Source organism: Parafrankia discariae (assembly GCF_000373365.1).
GTDB lineage: Bacteria > Actinomycetota > Actinomycetes > Frankiales > Frankiaceae > Parafrankia > Parafrankia discariae.
Genome location: NZ_KB891217.1, coordinates 40,483 through 60,937 on the forward strand (window position 1 = coordinate 40,483; position 20,455 = coordinate 60,937).

At 68.3% G+C, this 20,455-nt stretch carries 21 protein-coding genes; all 21 read right to left on the minus strand.

All coding sequences use genetic code 11. The annotated features are described in order from the left end of the window. Position 1 precedes the first annotated feature (1 nt). The gene (locus tag B056_RS39505) at positions 2-1,087 is read right to left on the minus strand and encodes a hypothetical protein (protein ID WP_154677074.1); all 1,086 of its coding nucleotides are present in this window, start codon (positions 1,085-1,087) and stop codon (positions 2-4) included. Positions 1,088-1,099: 12 nt separating this feature from the next. Beyond that, on the minus strand, positions 1,100-2,203 hold the full coding sequence (locus B056_RS0116540) for a phage distal tail protein (protein ID WP_018502978.1): 1,104 nt from the start codon (positions 2,201-2,203) through the stop codon (positions 1,100-1,102). A 10-nt stretch (positions 2,204-2,213) separates the two neighbouring features. Next, positions 2,214-3,467: a glycosyl hydrolase family 28-related protein gene (locus B056_RS0116545; protein WP_018502979.1), complete on the minus strand. Its 1,254-nt coding sequence runs from the start codon at positions 3,465-3,467 to the stop codon at positions 2,214-2,216. A 26-nt stretch (positions 3,468-3,493) separates the two neighbouring features. Continuing rightward, entirely contained in the window at positions 3,494-8,536 is a 5,043-nt protein-coding gene (locus B056_RS39510; RefSeq protein ID WP_018502980.1) for a transglycosylase SLT domain-containing protein, read from the minus strand. A gap of 313 nt (positions 8,537-8,849) precedes the next feature. Then, positions 8,850-9,233, minus strand: coding sequence for a hypothetical protein (locus B056_RS0116560; protein ID WP_018502982.1), 384 nt, complete (start codon positions 9,231-9,233; stop codon positions 8,850-8,852). Then, complete coding sequence (locus B056_RS0116565) at positions 9,230-9,790, minus strand: phage tail tube protein (RefSeq protein WP_018502983.1); 561 nt, start codon at positions 9,788-9,790, stop codon at positions 9,230-9,232. Before B056_RS0116565 ends, B056_RS0116560 begins: the two co-directional genes overlap by 4 nt. Positions 9,791-9,793: 3 nt before the next feature. Then, positions 9,794-10,087, minus strand: coding sequence for a hypothetical protein (locus B056_RS0116570; RefSeq protein ID WP_026239780.1), 294 nt, complete (start codon positions 10,085-10,087; stop codon positions 9,794-9,796). After that, complete coding sequence (locus B056_RS42805) at positions 10,084-10,305, minus strand: hypothetical protein (protein ID WP_018502985.1); 222 nt, start codon at positions 10,303-10,305, stop codon at positions 10,084-10,086. The genes B056_RS0116570 and B056_RS42805 overlap by 4 nt, the downstream gene beginning before the upstream one ends. Then, positions 10,302-10,754, minus strand: a complete 453-nt coding sequence (locus B056_RS42810; protein WP_018502986.1) for a hypothetical protein — start codon at positions 10,752-10,754, stop codon at positions 10,302-10,304. The genes B056_RS42805 and B056_RS42810 overlap by 4 nt, the downstream gene beginning before the upstream one ends. Beyond that, entirely contained in the window at positions 10,751-11,068 is a 318-nt protein-coding gene (locus tag B056_RS0116585) for a phage virion morphogenesis protein (RefSeq protein ID WP_018502987.1), read from the minus strand. Before B056_RS0116585 ends, B056_RS42810 begins: the two co-directional genes overlap by 4 nt. 137 nt (positions 11,069-11,205) lie before the next feature. Next, on the minus strand, positions 11,206-12,735 hold the full coding sequence (locus B056_RS0116590) for an SGNH/GDSL hydrolase family protein (protein ID WP_230203031.1): 1,530 nt from the start codon (positions 12,733-12,735) through the stop codon (positions 11,206-11,208). Positions 12,736-12,772: 37 nt separating this feature from the next. After that, on the minus strand, positions 12,773-13,108 hold the full coding sequence (locus B056_RS0116595) for a hypothetical protein (RefSeq protein WP_018502989.1): 336 nt from the start codon (positions 13,106-13,108) through the stop codon (positions 12,773-12,775). After that, on the minus strand, positions 13,105-13,548 hold the full coding sequence (locus B056_RS0116600; protein WP_018502990.1) for a hypothetical protein: 444 nt from the start codon (positions 13,546-13,548) through the stop codon (positions 13,105-13,107). Before B056_RS0116600 ends, B056_RS0116595 begins: the two co-directional genes overlap by 4 nt. Before the next feature lie 9 nt (positions 13,549-13,557). Further along, positions 13,558-13,770 (minus strand): hypothetical protein, encoded by a 213-nt coding sequence (locus B056_RS42815; RefSeq protein ID WP_154677075.1) that lies wholly within the window; start codon positions 13,768-13,770, stop codon positions 13,558-13,560. Positions 13,771-13,783: 13 nt separating this feature from the next. Next, positions 13,784-15,343, minus strand: a complete 1,560-nt coding sequence (locus B056_RS0116610) for an SGNH/GDSL hydrolase family protein (protein WP_018502992.1) — start codon at positions 15,341-15,343, stop codon at positions 13,784-13,786. A 162-nt stretch (positions 15,344-15,505) separates the two neighbouring features. Continuing rightward, on the minus strand, positions 15,506-16,420 hold the full coding sequence (locus tag B056_RS0116615; RefSeq protein ID WP_018502993.1) for a phage major capsid protein: 915 nt from the start codon (positions 16,418-16,420) through the stop codon (positions 15,506-15,508). Positions 16,421-16,510: 90 nt separating this feature from the next. After that, the gene (locus B056_RS0116620) at positions 16,511-17,155 is read right to left on the minus strand and encodes a phage scaffolding protein (protein WP_018502994.1); all 645 of its coding nucleotides are present in this window, start codon (positions 17,153-17,155) and stop codon (positions 16,511-16,513) included. Between the two features lie 36 nt (positions 17,156-17,191). Next, positions 17,192-18,424, minus strand: a complete 1,233-nt coding sequence (locus tag B056_RS39515; RefSeq protein ID WP_018502995.1) for a structural protein — start codon at positions 18,422-18,424, stop codon at positions 17,192-17,194. Then, complete coding sequence (locus B056_RS0116630) at positions 18,421-19,908, minus strand: phage portal protein (RefSeq protein ID WP_018502996.1); 1,488 nt, start codon at positions 19,906-19,908, stop codon at positions 18,421-18,423. The genes B056_RS39515 and B056_RS0116630 overlap by 4 nt, the downstream gene beginning before the upstream one ends. After that, on the minus strand, positions 19,896-20,168 hold the full coding sequence (locus B056_RS0116635) for a hypothetical protein (RefSeq protein WP_018502997.1): 273 nt from the start codon (positions 20,166-20,168) through the stop codon (positions 19,896-19,898). The genes B056_RS0116630 and B056_RS0116635 overlap by 13 nt, the downstream gene beginning before the upstream one ends. After that, positions 20,165-20,455: a hypothetical protein gene (locus tag B056_RS0116640; protein WP_051105648.1), complete on the minus strand. Its 291-nt coding sequence runs from the start codon at positions 20,453-20,455 to the stop codon at positions 20,165-20,167. The genes B056_RS0116635 and B056_RS0116640 overlap by 4 nt, the downstream gene beginning before the upstream one ends.

The following is a 20,455-nucleotide window of genomic DNA, read 5'->3' on the forward strand; positions in this document are numbered from 1 at the left end:
GCTACACCAGAGACCCGAGGTCTTCGACGTAGAACACGCAGCGGATACCGCCCCCGGCGATGATCTGGTGATAGCCAGTGCCGGAAAGATTAACCGCATCTAGAGTGCAGTTCTGTGATCCAGTCGTCACATCGTCGACCAGCGTCTCGTACGTCATGCAATCCGGGGTCAGGCCCTGGAGTGCCGGCGACGTGACGAACTCATACTGAGACTTCCGAACACCGCCGATCTTGTGGGAGAGCACCACGAAATCGCCAGGGGTATTCGCGCCGCCGGCACTGCCGATCCGCAGATTACTCACCATCCGATAACGGCGGCCCGCTACGAACGGAACGAACGATAGGAACTGCTGAGAGACCTCCGGGCCGTTCCGCCAGCCGACCGTACCGATGGTGTTGTATGCCTTGGCGATGATCCCTCGGGGTGCGCTGGGCGCTCCGACGTACTGCCAGTTAGCCCCGTCGAAGACTCGCAACGTGTCCGTGTCCGTGTCGTAGCGAGCCATCCCGTCGTACGGGTTGCTCACGGTCGCACCGAACAGGGTCGGCAGGATTCCGCCCGTCGCCACAGTGAAAACGCGCAGGTCTGTGATCGCTGTTGCGGGGATCGAGGTGACACCGGCCCCGACCGTGACCCGGGCGAGGATCAGGGAACTGGCTGGGATCGCTGGGTCGGCCGGCACCGGGGCCGGTGTACCGGCGATCAGACGGATGCGGGAGCGGCTGTTCTCGTCTCCGGTGTCCTCGACCTGGAGCACCACCAGGTCACGCCGCGGGTTCGTGGCATTGCTCGTCGGGATCGCGAGGGTGCCGTTAGTCGCCAGCCCTGTCCGGTACGCCCCCTGGTCCGCGGTGGTTGTCCCTTGGACGGTCGCGAACCCCGCGTGAACGTAGACGTTCATGCCGGTCGACGTGGTCACCGCCAACGGCTCCCCGTACCCAGGGTGCACGCCCGACCGGACGACGATCGGCCCAGCGCCACCAATCAGCGGCTGATCCGCTGACACGGCGAGATGCCGCAGCAGCTTCGCGTCGTATGTGGCACCATTCGCCCACAGCGGCGGTTCGCCTGTCAGTTCAGTCGCCACAGGTTCCCTCCCTCATATCCACGCATCCCGCCACTCGATGATCATCCGAGCAGTTCCATTCGAGGAGCCGCCAAGCTGAACGGTGTTCTCACCCGGTTCCAACGACCACCACGCAGACAACGGATCGGCAGACCGGAAAGCCCCATTGAGAAACCCCTGACGGGTATCCATGTTCACGACAAGCTCATCCGTCGATGAAAGCCGAAGTGACTCATAGGTCACCTGCCGGCCCGTCCGCAGATTCGCAATAGACGGGCTCGCGATCGGACCAATGATCCGCACCGTCGGACGGGTCTCCATGTTCCCTGCGTTCACCAGATCCGTGGAGCTCGTCGCCTGCTGCGCTGCCAAAGTCAGGGGGGGAATCAATGGGGGAGTCAATCCGCCAGTGACGGCCGCCGCCGCGGCGACGGTCACGGTGTGCAGCGCCTCGGAATACTTACGCGGGTCGGGTGCAACAAGACCGATCGTGAAATCGCAGGAGACAAGGTTCACGCACGATTCCGTGAGAGTCCCGGACCTGCGGACCAATACCCGTTTCGATGCGGTCGGTTCGTCATACCGCAACACGGCCAGGTCAGAGACAGGCAGAATCCGCTGGAGCTGCTCGCGGGCCCGGTCCCGAGCGAGCTGCGTCGGCGCATCAACACTCACCCGCAGCGTCAACGGCCGCGGAGCCCAGAACTGCGGCCCGGCCCACCCGCCGTGGTCACCAGCTCGCTGCTGCACGCTCCCGGACACTGGCGGGCTGTCCCACCCATCGATCCCACGCCAGATCCAGGCACACTCTGTGATCGCATCGATCACCCCGAAATTGCGGACCATGCCTCCGTACGACAACGCGCCCGTCCAGAACCCCCCACCGGCCGGCGCGACCGGCTGGACCTCCGCGTCCTTCTCCGGTGGCGGCGGGTCCGGCTCAGCGGTCGCCCCACCGATGCCGTAGACACCGGCGCCGTAGACACCGATGCCGTACGTGCTCGGCGGGGGGCCGGTGATGTCACCGATCCCATACGAGCCAAGGCCGTACAGACCAAGACCGAAAGCCTCGAGGAGGTTGTCCACCCCGATGCCGTAGTGGCCTTCGCCGTACTCGCCTCTGCCGTACTCGGACATGGGCTGCTGCTCAGTTCGGGGCGACGGTAGTAATGGTCCCGGCCGGCGACTTGTATTTCAGTGCTCCGGACTCCATGTAGAGCCGGCCCGGGGTGCTCCCCGGGTTTCCAAGGAAGATCTGGGGGAAGCGATCATTGTGGAAGATTCGGGGATCTGCGGTGAGCGGTTCGAAGTCGCTGGTGGTGCTGGTGGTCCGGAGATTCTGAAGCCAGACGCGGGCAGTTGTCAGGTCAGCCGAACCGAAGATCAGCGGAATGGTGAATCCGCTCTGCACGGTGAAGTCGCGTTGCGACAGTCCATGGACCTCAAGCTGAACACCGTTGTCAATCTTGATGAGGGCGAACAGGTCGGGGATGTTCGCCGTCAGCAGATGGCAGAACACTATGGTGAGGCCGTGGATCGCCACGGTAGAGCCGACGCCGTACACGGCCACGAATGCGTTGTAGTTCTGAACCGGAGTGATCTGCTCCAGGTGTAGGCCGCTCACGGTCAGATTCTCAACGGTCGAGAAGACGACCGGCGGCCCACTCATCTGACTGTGCTCTACGTTGATCACAGCCATGAAGGCATCAGAATGCGCGGTCATCCGCAGACCACTGAACGCCATCAACGGCGTGCCGGCTGGATTGTTGTGAATGTAAATGTTGTAGAAGATGGAGCCCGTCGAAATTGAAGCGGCCGAGGTCAGGTCCATCCCATAGCCGGAGAATCCGTTCACCTCGATGTTCGTGACTGAGCACGAAGCCATGAACGTCGCAGCCTCAGTCCTGGCGAGACTCACCCCAGTCTGAGAATTGATGATGTGAAGCTGGTCGAGGATCGTAGCGAAGGCGTCATGCAAAAGGACCGCGCAGCCGTTCTCCTGTCCGCTCGTCTGCGCGGTCTGGTAGCGCAGCGACATGTTCCGCAGACTGTTGTATCCATCGTTCAGCCGGAAAATTGCAACGTTCGGTCCGGTCTGCAAAACCGTCGTCGTCGATCGCGAGTCGCCGGTGACATGCACAGTCGCCGGGATTGTGAGCTGGGCAGAGATCAGAAACGTCCCCTTGCCCAGGTGCACTGTCCCACCCGTGGCCGCAGCCGCAGCGTTGATCGCAGTCTGGATCGCGTTCGTGTCATCGCCACCCGATGGGGTCAGCCGCCACGTCGGCACCGCCCGCTCAATCGAGTTCCCGAAGTCCCGAAGCGCGATCAGAATGTTATTGAGCACCGCCCCCCAGATATCGTTTGGGGAGATCGTCGGTGGGTTAAAGCTGATGGGCATGTGACTCCCTCACATCCTCTGGACGGTCAGCCGGCCATGGCCAGCGCGAGCTTGCGTTGCATCTCCGCGATAACCTCCGGTGTGCTCATCGACCGATCCATGTGGAAGTTGTTCGTGATGTTGTGGACAGGAGGGGTGAGGGCCTCGTTCGGATAGATCCGCCCCGGCGTCCCATCCACACGAACCTCGGGTCCGTTCTCCCCGACCAGGTAAGGCTTCCCGAGCGGTGGGATACCGCCGTCCACGTAGCCACCTGGCCGCGACCATGCTTCCAAAGTCCCGTAACGGGACTTCGTGTATTTGGTCGCCGCATAGATGTTCGCCAACGGATCAAGAATTCCCCGGCCTCGATACGGGCCGGCGTAGGCGTTGAACGTCGGCGGGATAACCTGCATCAACCCCTGAGACGGGGTTCCGTTCCTGGCGTTGATATCCCAGTTGTTGACCGCGCTCGGGTTACCGCCCGACTCCTGGTTCATCCGCCGCAACAGAAGGTTGATCCACGACGAGGATTCACCGGCCGCTTCGAGGGCCTGCAAAGCGACGCCGCGCCACTGCTCGACGTTCCCACCACCACCCGAGGCGGCGACCTCCGCGGCGACCCTCGCCATCTCGCTGTCTTCTCGCCCGCGGATCGTCGCGACGATCCGATCGAGCGGGTATTCCGCCATCTTCCCGACGGCCCCGCGCCAGTCGCCCCCGTTTCCAAGCGTGGCGTGGATCGCCGCGCGCAGCGGGACGAACGCTGCCTCGGCCGTCATCGCGAGCATGCCGAGCGCAACATCCTTGAGACCTGACAGGGCCCGGCCTCCGGTGGCGTCCCAGACCGAGCCGAGGCCGGAAGCGATCGCCCCGGGGATGCCACCGTCGGCCATGCCCACACCGCTCGCCTGACCCCCACCGCCGAGCGCCCGGCGCCAAGCGAAGATGTTCCCGTGGCCGCCGGCTCGGTTGACCTCTTCCGTGGTGAGGACGTGCTCGCCCGGCATGAGCCAGCGCAGCACTGAATCCTTACCGGGAATCCCGCCTCTGATCGGCCCGCCGGACTTGAGTCCTGGTACAACCTGTAGATCAGGAAGACCCACATTCCCGGCGGTGGCATTCCAGACCCTGCGGATGCCGTTGTTGTAAACGGTATTAATGACAAAGTTGACGGGCGCCTTGGTCTTTTCTTGAATCCCGCCCCAGATCTGCCCGATCGAATCCACGCCACGCTGGAAGGCGCCCTGAACCGCGGACATGATTTCGTTGACCTTGTTCCGCACCGCGTTCATCGCGTTGGACACGACAGACTCGACACTCGAATAGGTCGACTGGCTCTTCTGAAGCACTCCATCCCAAGCGCCAGCCAGCGCGCTGCCCGCCGCGGACGTCCCCGACCGCACGGAATTCGTGACAGCCTGTACGCGCGCCGAAATAAAAGACTCGACACTGGACCAGGTGCTCTGGCTCTTCTGGTAGGCCGCGTCCCACGCGCCGGCCAGGGCGCTACCCGCCGCCGACGTCCCACGCTGCACCGCGCTCGCCACGCCCTGCGCCCGCGCCGACACGAAGGACTCGACACCTGACCAGGTGGCCTGGCTCTTCGCGGAGACCGCGTCCCACGCGCTGGCCAGGGCGCTGCCGGCGGCTGACGCCTTCGTCTGTACGGCGGTGGCAACTCCCTGCGCCCGCGCCGACACAAAGGACTCGACGCCAGACCAGATAGTCTGGCTCTTCAGGAAGATCGAATCCCACGCCCCGGAGAGCGCACTACCGGCCGCCGACGCCTTCATTTGCACGGCAGTCGCGACGCCCTGCGCCCGCGCCGACACGAATGACTCGACCGTCGACCAGGCGCTCTGGCTCTTCGCGAGCGCCGAATCCCAGGCGGAAGACAAAGCGGTTCCGGCAGCCGACGTCCCGCGCTGCACCGCGGTCGCGACGCCCTGCGCCCGAGTCGAGACAAAGGACTCGACGCCGGACCAGACCGACTGCGTCTTCAGGAACGCGCTATCCCAGGCAGACGCCAGGGCGCTGCCGGCGGCCGAGGCGCTCGTCTGGACGCCGCTGGAGATCGACCGCGCACTCGCGGAAACGGTCGACGTGATACCCGACCAGACGGTCTGCGTCTTCTGCCAGGTCGAATCCCACGCGGTGGAAACGCCATCTCGGACGGAGGCCGCTGCGCTACTGATGCCAGAAAACGCAGTAGACACCTTGCTGCCGACGTCCCGGGCGCCATCGGAAAGAAGCCGAAATCCGGTACCCAGGCCCGCGAGAATGCTGATCAGCACCTCGACCGACTCGCCGGCTAGCTGGATCGCCCCACGGAAATACTGATTCAGACCGAACTCGGCGACCCGAATCGCCACCTGGCCGATCTTGTCGAGAGCTGCTGCGAGAGACTGAAGGCCAGGCTTGTTATCCTCGACCTTCTGCCAGATCTCCCGCAACTGCGGGATCATCTTGTCGCGGAAGCTGTCCCCGACCCGCTCGACCGCTGGGAGAACATGATCCTGAATCCAGCCGGAGAGTGACCGGAATACTGGAACGACATCGTCCCGAAGGATCGGCACCAGCCCGTCCCGTGCGATCGGGACGAGATCATTCCGAATGAGACGGAGCAGCGTCGACAGCGCCGACTGGGTCAGCAGAGTGACCTCGGTGCCAAGTTCGGCAACTGGCCTACCCATGTGATCGAACAGGTCGTACAGCGAAACAAGGGTGGGAGCGACCTCTGTTCTGGCGAGGTTTGCGAACCCTCGGGCCTTAATGCCGAGACCCTCAAAGATCGCGGACAGCCCGTTTCCCGAGATTGTTCCCGTCTGATAGCCGGCAGCGATGTCCCCGGCCGCAGAGACGACAGCGCCCCCAGCCTCGCCGGCCGCCATTCGCATCGTGCGGAACGCCGACGACACGCCATTGATAACAGGCTCAGACTCCGCCCACCTCCGGAACGAGGCGGACCCGCGCTCCAACACGTCGACGAAAGGCGTAGCCCCGTCGTTCACCGCACTGAATAGGGACGCGACACCGAGCGTAATATCCCGGATAGAGTTCCACCAGGAACGTAGTTCGGAAATCCCTTCGATCATCCACCGGCGAAGCTCACCCGATTCACGCTTCGCGGAAACCCATGCTGCCGTGTTCTCCGCTGCGGCGCGCGCCGAATAAGAAAGCACCTCCACAATGGGCGCCCCTACAGCGACCACATCCCACAGGGCGCGAGCGAAAGAAACCCCGGCCATGCCGGCGTTCTCCATCGTCACAGCATTCGACTGCATGACGTTCCCGAGATCGGCCCGGAACGCTGGCCCGGAGAACGCCCTACCGGCTGTCTCTGCGACCCGCCCGAAACCGAGCGCGGTCCGCTCCAGGCCGCCCTCGACAATGCCCAGGTTGGTCATCAGAGCGCGGAGACCGGTCTCGATCCCCGGGAACATGTTCGAGCTGGCGACCTTCAGCCGATCAAACTCCGGCATGATCGACGTCAGGTAGCCGACGAACTCGCGCGTCAGCGGCGGCAACTTCGCAAGCGCCTGCGCGTAGGCATCGGCGCCGGCAACGCCCTGCGCCGCGGCTGCGGCCTGCGCGTCAGCCTGGGCCTCAACCGCCCGAGTCAGCGACCGCTGGGCGTCCTCGATCCTCTGCGCGCCGTCACGCTGAGCTTGGGTAACACCGGCCTGCGCCTCGGCAACACCACGCTGCGCGTCGCCCACACCGACCGTTGCATCCCGCACCCCACGCTGTGCGGCAACGACCTGCGAGCTACCGTCAACCCCCTTCGCAGCCAGCTCCGCGTATTCGTCTTTCTGCTCCTGAATGCGGATCGTGGTGTCTTGGAGGTTGTTCTTCGACTCCTCGTAGCTGATCCGCGCGGCCTCGCGTTGCAGCTCCGTCGCCGAGGTGTCCGCCATGACCTCGTCGAGGCGCTGCTTCGCCTCCGCGACGTCGAGCTGCGCCTTGCGCATGGTCAGGCCGTGGCGTTCGGTCTCTCGGCCGAGTTCCTCGAGGTCGCGGCGGGCGTCGCGGCGGGCCTCTGTCAGGTCCTCCTGCGCGCGGGTCAGGTCCTCATGTGAGCGGAGTAGGGTCCGCTCCGCGCTCTGGAGGCGCTGGTTTGCCTGGGTGACCTGGCGGTCGGCGTCCTCGTAGGCGTCCGCCACCCGGCGCCGGGCATCTGCCACCGCGTCGTTCGCTGAGCGGATCGACGCGGCCGACACCCGCTGCGATGCGGCGGACGCGGCGGACTTCGCCCCGGCCTGGTCCTGGGCCGTGCCGTACGCCTTGATGGCGTCGCTGACACCAGAGAAGCCGAGCTTGATCGCCCCAAGCCCCTGGCCGGCAGCCGACAGCATCGCGGGCAGGGTGCCGAGCGCCCCGGACGCGGTTGCGATCGACGCGACGAGCCCGGCCGCGAACTGGGCGCCGACCATGGCACCGCCAGACCCCAGCACCCCAGCCGCGGCATAGAGGAATGCGCGGCTCCACTGGAGGCCGTGTCCGCTCCCGTCGCCGCCCAGCCTCGACATCGACGCGCGCAGCGGCGACATGTCGCCTTCCACCCGGACGCGCAGCGGGTCAGGCTCGGCGTACACCCGCACCGGGTTTGCCGCGATGACCCGGACCCGCAGCGGGTTCGGGTCGGCAACCACCCGGACCTTGATGGGCCGGCTGCCCAGGCCCAAGCCCTGCCGGCTCGGGTCAATGAACGGCTGGATCTCCACCCGGTAGGGGGACAGCCGGCCCAGCTCCCGGCGGGCAGCCGTGGTGTTGACCTGCACGTCGAGACGGACCGGACCGACCTGGGCCAGGGACCGGCGCAACGCAGTGGTGTCACCGTCGACCCGGACCCGTACAGGCGGCATCGTCGACATCGAGCGCCGCAGCGGAGACAGATCCCCGTCGACCTTGACCCGAACGGATGGGAGCGACGCGAGAGACCGGCGCAGCGGGGACAGGTCCCCGTCGACCTGCACCGAGTAGGGCCGTAGCCGGGACAGCGACGTGCGCAACTCCCGATCGAACCCGGACGTATCCGGTTCGACCTCAACCCATGCCTTCGCGATCGTGAAGCCGCCGGCGGACATCAGCCGCTGCTCCAGTCCGCGAGCCCAGCGAACTCCGAAGAGTGCCGAAGTTCGACCGCCTCCACCCGGCGGGGCGCCCCGGAGCTACCAGCACGGTCATACTGCGGCGGCGATGAAGGTCCGCTCTCCGCCCTTTCCTTCTCCGCTTGTTCGGCTTCGAAGCGCAACCTCATCACCCCCTTGTAGGCCGGCAGCCGGTTGACGAGTCGCATGAACCTGGGCCCGCTCAAGGTCCGCATGTCGTCGATCCGGTGAAAAACTGAAAGGTCAGATTCGATATCGGCTAGGTGGTTCAGGACCCAGCCGATCCGAGTCAGGCGGCCAGGGCCTTCCTTTTCGCACCCGGGGTAGAACCCGGCTTCGCTTTTCCCTCGTCGGGTTCCGCCCTGCCAGCCGCGATGTTCTGCACCCGAACGCAGATATCGGTGTACTGATCGGCGGTCAGGCTCGCGTATCCGAGCAGCGCCTCGTGGGCCTCCTCGCCGAGGAGCTCGCGCATCATCCACGCCTCCGCCGGCCCGTCGCCCTGGGCCTGGGCGAGGTAGGCAGCGCGGAGCAGCACGTTGACCCTGACCAGCGCAGGCACGGAGTAGACGACCCCACCGAGGCGGAAGATCTCGACCCGGGCCGGCTCGGTGTCGTCGCCGATGGAGGTGGTGTTGTCGAGTACGGCGTCGAGATCGATCAACTCGCTCATGCGGTCTGGTCGATCACTCGGAACGGCGGGATGCTCGGCGACACATAGTGCGCGGAGAAACTCGCCGTGAACACAGATTGGTTGTCCTTGCTGTACGCCAGGGAGATCCCCTCTACGGAAAGTGTCTTCCGGAGAATCACGCGGCGCCGGAACCCGCCCGGTGCGATTCCGTCGAAACACAGCGCGGCGTACCGGGGCTGCGACGCGGACGTGTCATTGCCCGGGGTGTACGTCGAATAGTTCGCCCCGGACATCGGCGTGCCGGCGTTGAGTACGAGCGAGAGGTTGGCGAGCGTCGGCTCGGCCAGCTTCGTCTCGATCGTCGCCTCACGCTTCGTGAGACGCCGACCGGGAATGTCCACGATCTGATCGACTTCCAGCTCTTTGTAGGTCTGGTCGACCTTGAGCTGGATACCGTCCGTCGTGCCACCGACGTCGGTCCACCCCGACGATGCCGGGGTGGTGTTGATGTCCGCGTCCGCCGGCTCTGCTGTGCCGAACGGCGCGTGATAGAGCGTTCCCGGACCCATGGTCAGGTTGCTCGCGCTGACCCCCATAGCTCAGCTCCTCCTTCTGCCGCTGCTGGTCTTCGGTTCCGCGTGGTTGCTGCCGCCCGCCGTCGGCGCCGGCTCGTCCCGCGCGGGGGTCTGGGTGTCCTCGACCCGGTCCGTGGCCGGGGAAGGCGATGCCGGTTCGGGCGTGAACGGCCAGGCGCCAGCCGGCCCGGCGGGCGGCGGGCCTTCGTCCTGGACCTCTTCGAGGACCAGGCCCTGCCGGTGCAGGTCGAGGTACTCGGCGGCCTCGACCTCGACCACGTCATCGGGCCGGAGCGTGGTGCGGACACGTCGTGTCATCGGAAATCGGACCTCCGTAGCGGGAAGCGGACATGCGCCATGTCCGGGTGATCGGCGATCGGCATGCCGCCCACCGCGTCGGCTACCGGGCAGGCCACGACCCGCGCGCCGGGGAACAGGAACTCCAGCTCGGCCCGGTCGGAGTGCACGAGCACACGGCCGCCCAGCGACAGCAGCTCTCCGGACCGGGCGCCGGCCAGCGCGTAAAGGCCGGTCACAGGTGCGTCCAGTGCAGAGCGAGATCGAACTGGTACCGGGCGTACGACCCCTCGTCGTCCGGCACCCGCCGCGGTTCCGCCATCGGGTACACGGACAGGACCCGGGCGGCCAGGCCCACCGCCGGCAGCGCGACGACCCGGCCGACGTTCCCGTAGCAGCCCATCCGCGCGTGCTCGGCGAGCGACGCCGCCTTCCCCCACGGCGGCCGGCCCGACGTCGGGTTCACCGCCCACAGGTCTACGGAGACCACCGGCCGGCGCATCGGGACGTCGATGTCCGGCTCGCCGCCTACCGCGGTGACCTGCACGAACCCGGTCCCCGCCCACACCGACACGTCGGCGGGGACCTTCGTCGCGATCCGATCTGCGGGCAGACCCGGGACGCCACGCAGCCAGGCGACGGCGACGAGATCTGTGGTCGGGGTGACGACCGGCGGCGGGCTCGTCATCCCGACCTCGGCCGGTACAGCGCCGGACGCAGGAACGGCTGCGGAGCGCGGTGCATGAACCACACCCGGCCGGAGTGACCGACCATCCGCGAGATCCCCAGCTCGACCACCGCGGCGTACGGCAGGTCCGAGCCGATCCGCAGGACGGCCCGGTACGTCTCGATCCGCAGCGACGTCCGCAGCGCGCCGGTGAGGACGGGCACCATCCGGCGGGCGTCGTCGAGGATCGCCGGGCCCAGCTCGCGGCCCATCCAGTCGTCGAGCTGGTCAGTCAGCCAGGCACCGGCCGAGGGGCTGAGGGTGACTCGGGGCATGCCGCGCCGGCCCTCCCTCCCCTTGACGGGTGCGGATCGGGGAAGGCCCGGCCGGTTGACCCGACAGAAAAAGGCCCGCCCTCACCTGTTAGTTCGGTGAGGGCGGGCCTTTGCGACAGCAAGCCGGCGCGCTGCGGCTACCCGACCGGAGTGCCGAAGAGCTGGATCGCCTGCACCGACTGGGCGATCGCGATGTGCGCTGCTGCGGTGGGGTGGATGCCGTCGATGGTGAACCCGTTGCGCCAGACGAGCCCGGTGGCCGTGTCGACCGTGGCTGCGGCGGCGTCGATCACCCCGGCCAGCGGGGAAGGGACCGTACGAACCCAGGTGTTGTACTGCGCCCACGCGGACCCGGACCCGAAGTTCGCGGCCGGGGTCTGGTTCGCTTCCGTCGCCCACGAGTCGGTCGAGGTGGTGCGTGGGACGCACGTCGAGGCGTAGACGATCAGACCCATCCGCGCGAACGCCCGCCACCGGTCGAGCGCGGCGGCCTGCACCTGCGCGAACGTCCGCGGTGCCGCGATGTCGTTGGTGGCCCACTCGTCGATGACGTGGGTGCAGCCGGCGGCGAGCGCCAGACGCCGCTGCCAGCCGGGCCCGTACTGGTAGTGACCGCGCGAGCTGCCCCGCGCCGAACGCAGGTGCGGGTACAGATACTTCGTCGGCGTGGCCGGGTCGTCAGCGAGGAGTCGCACCCCCCACCCGCCGAGCTCGCTCCCGAGGACGAAATCGTCCCCGGTCCCGTTCATGATGCTGTCGCCGCAGAGATACACGACCGCTGTTGCCGCTGATGGCTGGCCGACGATGGCCATCGGCGCGTACCCGGGCGACCCGTCACCGCTGATCGTGTTCGGTGTTGTCGTCGTCACGTCGGTCACGCTCGCACTGCCTAGCGCGACGTGGGCCTCGTACTCGCCGGCCGCGACCTTGTGGGTGTGACCGCCGCGCGGGAACGAGCCCTGGTTCATCGTGGACCCGGACATGGGCTGCACGATGTTGTTGATGTAGAACGCGGAGCCCTTCGGGATCGACGGGCTGATCCCGATCGGTTCGGAAACGACGACGTGCCCAGGCGCGATCGTCACATCAGCGCTCGAGGCCCCCCGGAAAAAGGCCGGGTAGAACTGGACCTGCGCCCAGTACGCCGAGTCGAGCGCGGGCGTCTGGTTCGTACTCGACGCGATCGCGACCCACGAGAAGCCCCCGCTGGTGACCTGGTCACCTGCCACGTAGGAACCCGACGACGCCCACGTGACGTTGCTGTTGGCGTTGAGCTTCGGCACGCCGGCTGGGTACTCCACGCTGGCCCGGACCACGATCGGGTTCGGGCCAGCGAGTTCGGACGGAGCAACCGTCCCCTGATCGTGGAAGTTCCCGAAGACCACCCGAAGGGTCGCGATGTCCGTCAGCGCGAGCGCCTTCGTGCGCGACGCCCCGGCCCCGTACGCCAGCCACTGCGACGACCCACCCGGGTAGGTGTAGGTGCCTGACCCGACCGGGACCATCCCCGTGCCGTAGATCCCGCCACGGCCTGTACCGGCCGGGACCGACCCAGAGCCCGGCCCAGGCCCCGGGCCGCCGCCCCCCTGAACTTCCGCGACGAGGCCCTGACGTAGCAGGTCGCGGTACTCAGCCTCGTCGACGAAGACCCATACGGTGGGCTGCATCGTGGTCCGGATGGTAGGCACTGCACGCACGCTCCTGTCAGGTGATCCGCTTCAGGTCCACGACGATGTCCGCCGCCGCGTAAAGATCCGTTCGGTCCGACACGCCTTCGACCTGCCACACCGCGAGCGACCGGACGTCACGCCACCGATCCCCATCCCGCACATCGGTCTGTGGCCGAGCCCGGCCGCGGGCGTACCGGATGCTGCGCGGGGTGCCCGACACCGGTTCCTGCTCGCGGCGCACCGTCTCCACGATCGACACCGGCACCGCCGCAGCGATCACGGTGTCCGTGTCGGCTGCGTCGCCGTAGGCATCCGTGGTCTGCCCGCGCAACACGTCGACCTCGTGCGTCGGCACGAACACGCTGGTCACAGCGGAGTCCAGCCGGCGGCGTCGCCATCGCCGTAGTCGTCAGCGTCGACCAGATCCGAGACCGGCGCCGGCTCAGTCGGCCGCCGCGGCCGGACCCGCACCGACCGGGACCGCCGCCACGAGAGCCGGCGTAGCGACCGACGAGCCAGCGGCGCGAGCACCATCGCGTCCTCGTGCCCGGGGGAATACTGCATGCCGTCCTGGTTGACGGCGGTCACCTCGGTCCGCGAAAACAGATCGATCTGCGCGGCCATCCACGCCGCCTGGTAGGCGACGGCGAGCGCGAGCCACGAACGATCCCGGTCCCCGACGCGCGTCAGGTCGTCGGCCCAGGTCCGGCCAGCGTGGATGTCGATGACGCCCTGGGCCTGCGCGAGCAGGGCATCGGTGACCGTGACGCCGGTGAGCGCGGCGACGTCAGCAGTGGTGGCCCAGGACATCGCGCGCTCCTACTCGTCCGGGTCCGGGTCCGGGTCGGGTGCGGGGGCGGGTGCCGGCCGCACCTCGCCGGCCGCGATCCGGTCGAGGTCTCGCTCGATCAGCTCGTAGTCCCCCCACTCCTCGCCGGAGTCACCGTGCACCGGCCCCCAGTGGCCCTCGTCCATGTCGCAGGCCAGGGACCGGCCATCAGCCGTCCCGGTCGTCGCACCACACGCCGCCACAGCAGCACCTCTCTCAGATCGGCTTGCCGAAGAAGCGGACCGCCTGCACCGACTGGGCGATCGCGATGTGCGCCGCCGCCGTCGGGTGCGTGCCGTCCGCGGTGTAGCTCGCGCGCCACACCGTCCCGGTGGCCACGTCCGCCGTCGCCGCGGCGGCGTCGATCACCCCGGTCAGCGGGGAGGGGACCGTACGAACCCAGGCGTTGTAAGCGGACCAGGCCGAATTCGGGCCGAAGTTCGCGGCCGGGGTCTGGTTCGCTTCCGTCGCCCACGAGTCGGTCGACGTAGTCCGCGGCACGCACGTTGAGGCGTAGACGATCAGACCCATGCGGGCGAGGGCGGTCCAGCGGGCGAGCGCGTCCGCCTGCATAAGCGCGAACGTCCGCGGTGCCGCGACGTCGTTCGTCGCCCAGTTGTCGATGACGTGAGTGCAGCCGGCGGCGAGCGCCAGACGCCGCTGCCAGCCGGGCCCGTACTGGAACATGCCCCGGCTGCTGCCCCGCGCGGACCGAAGGTGCGCGTACAGGTACCTCGTCGGTGCGGCCGGGTTGTCAGTCAGGAGCCGCACGCCCCACCCACCGAACTCGGACCCGAGGACGAAATCGTCCCCGGTCCCGTTCATGATCGAGTCGCCGCAGAGATACACGACCGGCGTGTTGGCCTGCGCGGGAACACCAAGGATCGCGACGGGCGCGTACCCGGGCGACCCGTCACCGGTGACCGTGCTCGCCGTCGCCGTCGTGATGTCCGGGACGTTGTTGTTCCCCACCGCCACGTGGGCCTCGTACTCGCCGGCTGAGACCTTGGTGGTGTGACCAGAGCGGGGGAACGAGCCCTGGTTCATCACCCCACCGGACATCGGCTGCACCACGTTGTTGATGTAGAACGCGGAGCCCTTCGGGATCGACGGGTTGATGCCGATCGGCTCGGACACCGCGACGTGCCCCGGCTGGATCGTCACGTCCGTGGCCGTCCCGCCCCGGAAGTACGCCGGGTAGAACTGGACCTGCGCCCAGTACGCCGAGTCGAGCGCGGGGGTCTGGTTCGTGCTCGACGCGGTCGCGACCCACGACGACCCGCCGTTCGTGACCTGGTCACCGATCGTGTAGTCCCCGGATGCCGCCCATGACGTGTTGCTGTTGGCGTTGAGCTTCGGCACGCCGGCTGGGTACTCCACGCTGGCCCGGACCACGATCGGGTAGGGCCCGGCGAGTTCGGACGGGACCACGGTGCCCTGATCATGGAAGTTCCCGTAAACCAGCCGAATCGAGGAGATGTCAACGAGGGCGGTGCTTTTCGTACGCGACGCTCCGGCGCCGTACACCAGCCACTGCGACGACGACCCCGGGTTGGTGTACGTCCCTGACCCGACCGGGATCATTCCAGTTCCGTGAACCCCGTCCCGGCTCCCGACACTCACCCCTACCTCCGGTAGCGGAATCCCGATCATCTCGACCGAGTAGGAAAGGCGCGTCGACACCCCGTCCGGGAGATCCGTCGCGCCATCGAAGGTGACCGCGTTTTCCCCGGGCCGGTAGCCGGCCATCACCGCGGCGCGGGTCGTACCCTCCATGTTCGGAACATGGTTCCAGATAGAACCGTTGCCGTAGAGAGCTTTCGGGACAACATAGTCACGGACGAAACGTGCCACCACCTACCGCCCTTTCCGAGTCGGCGCCGCCCCCCACCCCTTGCCCAGGGGAGTGGGAGGCGGTGGGTAACTACCGGCCGACTATCAGCGGTTGTCTTCCAGGATGGCGAACGCCTTCTCGTGACCGATCGTGAACCCGCGCCGAGCGCGCATCTTCAGGATCGCCTCGTCCGACAGGAACGCGGCGCCGGTGTCCGCGCCGGCCACCATGCTCTCCGGCCCCGACCGCCGGCCCACGATCAGCAGGTCGGTGTTCACCACCACGAGCAGCGGCTTACCGGCCGGGCTCTTGCTCGCCGTGGCCGAGGTCTTGGCGCCGAGCGACCAGCGGACCGGCACGTCGAACAGGGTGTCCGGGGTGCCCGCCAGACCCGCGATGAAGATTGGCCGGCCCTGGCTGTCCTTCACGCCTCGGAACGCGCCACGGAACGCCGGATGCGCCAGGATCCGCATGACGCCCTGATCCCACCAGTCGCCGTTCTCGACCTTCGACAGGGTCGCAGAGAGGACGTCGTACGTCGGCCCACCAGAACCGGTCACGGTGTAGTTGTCATCGGCCGTGTACCCGGTGGCGGCGTTGGTGGTCCGCAGCGCCTTGTAAACGCTAGTGAACGGAACGGTGGTCCCGTTCTCCGTACCGCTGGTGCCCAGAGTGGCATTGTCGAAGAACTTCGCGTACCCAACCGCCCAGTCCTGCTGCTTGACCGCGATGATGTTCTCGGGCGCGTCCTTCAGATCCTCGTCCGCGATCCGAATAGCCTTACCGAACTTCCGCGCGGTGAGGAGAACCTCATCGTTCGCCGCGGTGTCCTCGCCGTACGGCGAACCCTTCGCGATCGTCTCCACGTCCACCGCGCCCGACCGGGGCACGTGCTTCGTGTCGGTCGTCATCGTCTCCGGCCGGCCCAGCGCCTCCACCGCGCTGGTCTGGTTGATGATCTGGATGACGTTGGATCCGAATTCTTCCGGAATCCATGCCTCGAACGTCTGCCGTGCCACCGGCCCACCGCCGATCTCTATCCGCAATCGCCCGTGATGGGCCCGTCACAGGTAGAGATCGGCGGCCGTGCATGATCATGCCAGTGTGGGTCAGCCACCCAGCCGCGCCGCGAGCGCCGCCGCCGAGGACTTCGGCTTGTTCGGCTCCGGCCGCTTGTCCGCCCCGTCACCGCGCGGCCGGGAGACCTTCGGCTGCGCGAACAGCTCCGGGTAGTCCACCCTGATCTGGTTGATCTGGTCGTCGAGCCCGGTCACGTCGCCGTCCGGATCGACGTCGACCTGTTCCAGCTCGATCAGCCGCAGCAGCCGGGCGACCTTCTCCGCAGGAGCACCAGCCGCGACCAGCTCTGCGCGGGCCTGCGCCCGAATCGCGAGCGGCTTGTACCGAGCCGTAGCCGTCTGCTCGCCCTCATCGCGGGCCGCTTCCACCGCGGCGGCGTGCTCGTCCCCGGCCGTCCGCGTCGCCCGCTCCTGGCTCCGCTTCTCGTCGCGCAGAGTCCTGGCCTCCAGCCGGAACTTCCTCGCTTCCTCATTGGCCTTCGCCAGCGCGGCCTGAGTCCGCTTCCACTGGTCGGCGGTCGGACCCTTCGGCCTGCTGTCCCTGGCGTCGCCGTCATCACCGTCGCCCGCATCGCTGTTGTCGGGGCCGTCGTCCTGACCCTCGTCGTCCTGCGGGTCCTGACCCTCCTCGGTCTCCGGCGCCTCATCGTCCGGCCCGTTGTCCTCGCCAGCCATCACCAATCACCTCTTCCTGTCTTCCTGATCTGTCGTTCACAGGCCCGCCGGGACCGGCGGGAAACGTCCAGCGGCTACCGCCCGCTCGGCGGCGGCGAGCACGCTGCGAGGCAGCGGCGGGCCGGCGTCGAGCAGCCGGTCCGCCGCTCTGATCCGCGCGGACCGCGGCTCCGAGGGCAGGGCATGACCGCGCAGGATCGATCGCTGTGCCTCACGGCGCAGCGCGGTCGGCATCGTGATCGACCCGTCCGGCGGGCGGGGCCAAGCCCACGACCACGGCGACGTCCGGCACCGGCAGTTCGGGTGCAACGGCGGCCCGTCCAGAGCGGCCGTCGAGAACGGACGGACGTCGAACGACAGGCCGCCCGGGAACTGCTCGCCCGGCTCGACGGTCTGCCCGGAGTAGGCCAGGCAGTGCCGGCACCCGGTACGCTCCGCGATCCACACCCGGCCGACACCGAGCGTCTCGGCGACCTGCTCGGCGCCTTGGCCGGCGGCGTCGTTCACCGCGGTCCGCACCACACGTTCGGTGCCTGCGCCAGCGGACTGCGCGTGCCGGACCGCGGCGGCGACCGCTGGGAACCCGACCGTGTCCGTGCCGCGCAGCGTCTCCCGCGCCTGCTCGGCCCGGTCGCGGTGCACCTCGTCGACCCGGCCGGCCACCTCGTCGACGAGGTCATCGGGTGGGCTGTCGTCGATGTCGTCCAGGCCGTCGAGGACCGTGCGCGCCCAGACGTCGAGTCGCACGATCGTGTCCTCGGCTGGCGGGTCGTCGATGTCGACGTCAGGCAGCTCCCCGCCGCCGTCATCGTCATCGTGGGCGGCGGCCGGTTCCGGTGCGGGACGCGGCGGCCTGGCCGGCACACGCGGCCGGTCAGGCCGTGGCGGCACCTGCACCGCCGGCACGTCCACCCGCACCCGAGCCGGCGTCAGCTCCGCGACCGCCGCCGTCACCTCCGCGCCGGCCTGCGCCACCCCCAGCCGGTACGCCTGCACCACACTGCCCGCCGCAACCAGGCGGGCCCGACGCCGCGACCCGTCCAACACCCGGGCCAGCTCTGCGCCGACCCGGCTGCCGATCGCCGCCGCCCGCGCCGGCGCCGCGAGCGCTGAGACGCTCTCGGCCGCCGTGACCCACGCCGCCGTCGCCGCGGCGAGGACCGCCGCCAGCTCCGCGCCGAGACCATCGGTCGCGTCCGTCGCCGCGTCCTCCTCGACCTGCGCCAACTGGTCGGCGTGCACACCGGCGGCGAGCTCGGCCTGACTCATCCGCCAGTGCCTGCCTGCTCGGCGTCGCCGGCCTGCTGCCGGGCGATGACATGGGAGACCAGGCCGGCGATCTGATCTGTGTCCGCGACACCGAGCGCGGCCCCGGCGCCGAGCTTCTGGATCGCGTCGCCGAACAGAGCCAGGATTTCGATGTGCCGGCGGAGGTCGTCATCGGTCACACCCGACAGCCAGCCGTCGACCTGCTCCGTCGTGTACCCGGCTTCGAGCAGGGCCTGGCGGACCGGCACCCCAGCGCCGATCTTCTCCGAGATGGTCTTCCAACCCTCAAGGTCATCCACCGTTGCTGCTGGCTCCCACCGCAACGCAGGAGCGGCCCCGCTCTGCCCGCCCGTCCTCAACGTCCCGGCGACGACCTGCGTCCACGTCACCCCGAACGAGTCCTGAAGACGCTCCACGGAGCGGGTCAGCGGCATGTCCATCGCCCGGACCGACTGCCCAGACGGAGCGTCCCCGCGCGGCTCGAACTGGTGGACCGGCGTTCCCGTCACGAACCCGAGCGCGCGGATGTAGAACGCGATCGGGTCGAGCGCGGCGGCGACGGAGCCGGCGGTGAACTGGCCGACGCTGGTCACGTTGCGGAGCTGCCAGAGCTCGCCGGCCCCAGCGCGCAGGTTCGACAGGCCGCCGCCGCCCTCACCGGTGACGCCGTCGTCTTCCTCGTCGTCGTCATAGTCGGCGCCGAGATCGTCGGTGGCCGCGTTCAGCAGGGCGTACCGCTGCGGGAACGCCTGATAGTCCGCGGTCTCCATCTGCGTCACGACCAGCTTGGTGATCGCGTTCTGCGGGCCGTAGGCGTCGGCGTGCACCGGCCGCCCGTACGGCCGGCGGGTCCGGAAGTGGTAGACCGGCACCTCCCCGGCCTCGTGCTTCTCCGGCCAGGCGGCGCCTTCGTCGTCGGGGTCGATGTACGGCTCGAAATCCCCGGCTCCCGTCCCATCGGTCGTGCCCTTCTTCGACACGTACCGCTCGACCCGGTCCGGGTAGTAGAGGTTCGCGCGCAGCCGCTCACCCTCCGGCCAGATCTTCGCCGCGTACCGGCGAACCCGCGGGTTCTCCGCGTCGTAGAAAACCCGCGTGGTCAGCGGCGAGTTGAAGAAGATGTCGACGTCGCCCTCGACCTCACCCGGCCAGACGATCACATAGGCGTCGCCGAACACACACGCCGCCTCGTGCACGTCGAGCGCGTCCAGGCCCATCGTGTTCCGGGCCCACTGCTCCTCCAGCCACGTCCCGGCCGCGTCCGGTTCCGCGGAGACCGCGGCGAGAGTCAGCCGGTCCAAGACGGCGGCCACGGGCCGCCGGGCCAGGTTCAGCCGGTACTGCGGCGCGGACTTCCGTAGCCGGTGAGCGACCGCCCGCGACGCGAACACCTCCCCGACCTTGCCCTCGTAGTACGCCAACGCCTCCTCGTACGCCGGCCGGGCCTCGCGGATCGCGGCGACGGCCTCGCTCAGGTCTGACACGTGCACCCGCCCCCATCAGCGAAGATCGCCAGCGCCTCGGTGAGCAGGCCACGAAGCTGCCAATTCGACAACCCCCCCGGCGGGGTGTGCAGCAGCAGCGCCGCTGTCTCCTGCCCGTCCTCCATCCCGGTCCATGCCGAGATCGCGACCCACTGCGTGATGATCGACCGGTCAGCCGTGTCCGCGGCGTCGCTGTCGCCGTCCACCCGGTCCCGGGCGTCCGCGGTCAGCGCGGCCTCGATCGCCTTCTGGGTGCTCACGGGTCGACCCGCCCGTCAGCGTCAAGCCACACGATCCGGGTCCGCCCGTTGTGGCCGTGGACCGTGTCGACCGCGCGAAGGCCATCCGGCCAGAAGACCGCTGACGCGTACCCGGCTGCGCCCGCCCGCCAGTAGACCGACGCCGTGCCGTCCGGCCACTCGACGCCGTGCGCGACGATCCCCACCCCGGACACCCCTGACACATCGGTGTCACGGTGCAGCTCGAACCGGCGCGACGTCGTACGGGTGCCCGCCGGCGCCACCTGGACCGTCGCCTCTTCGCTCAT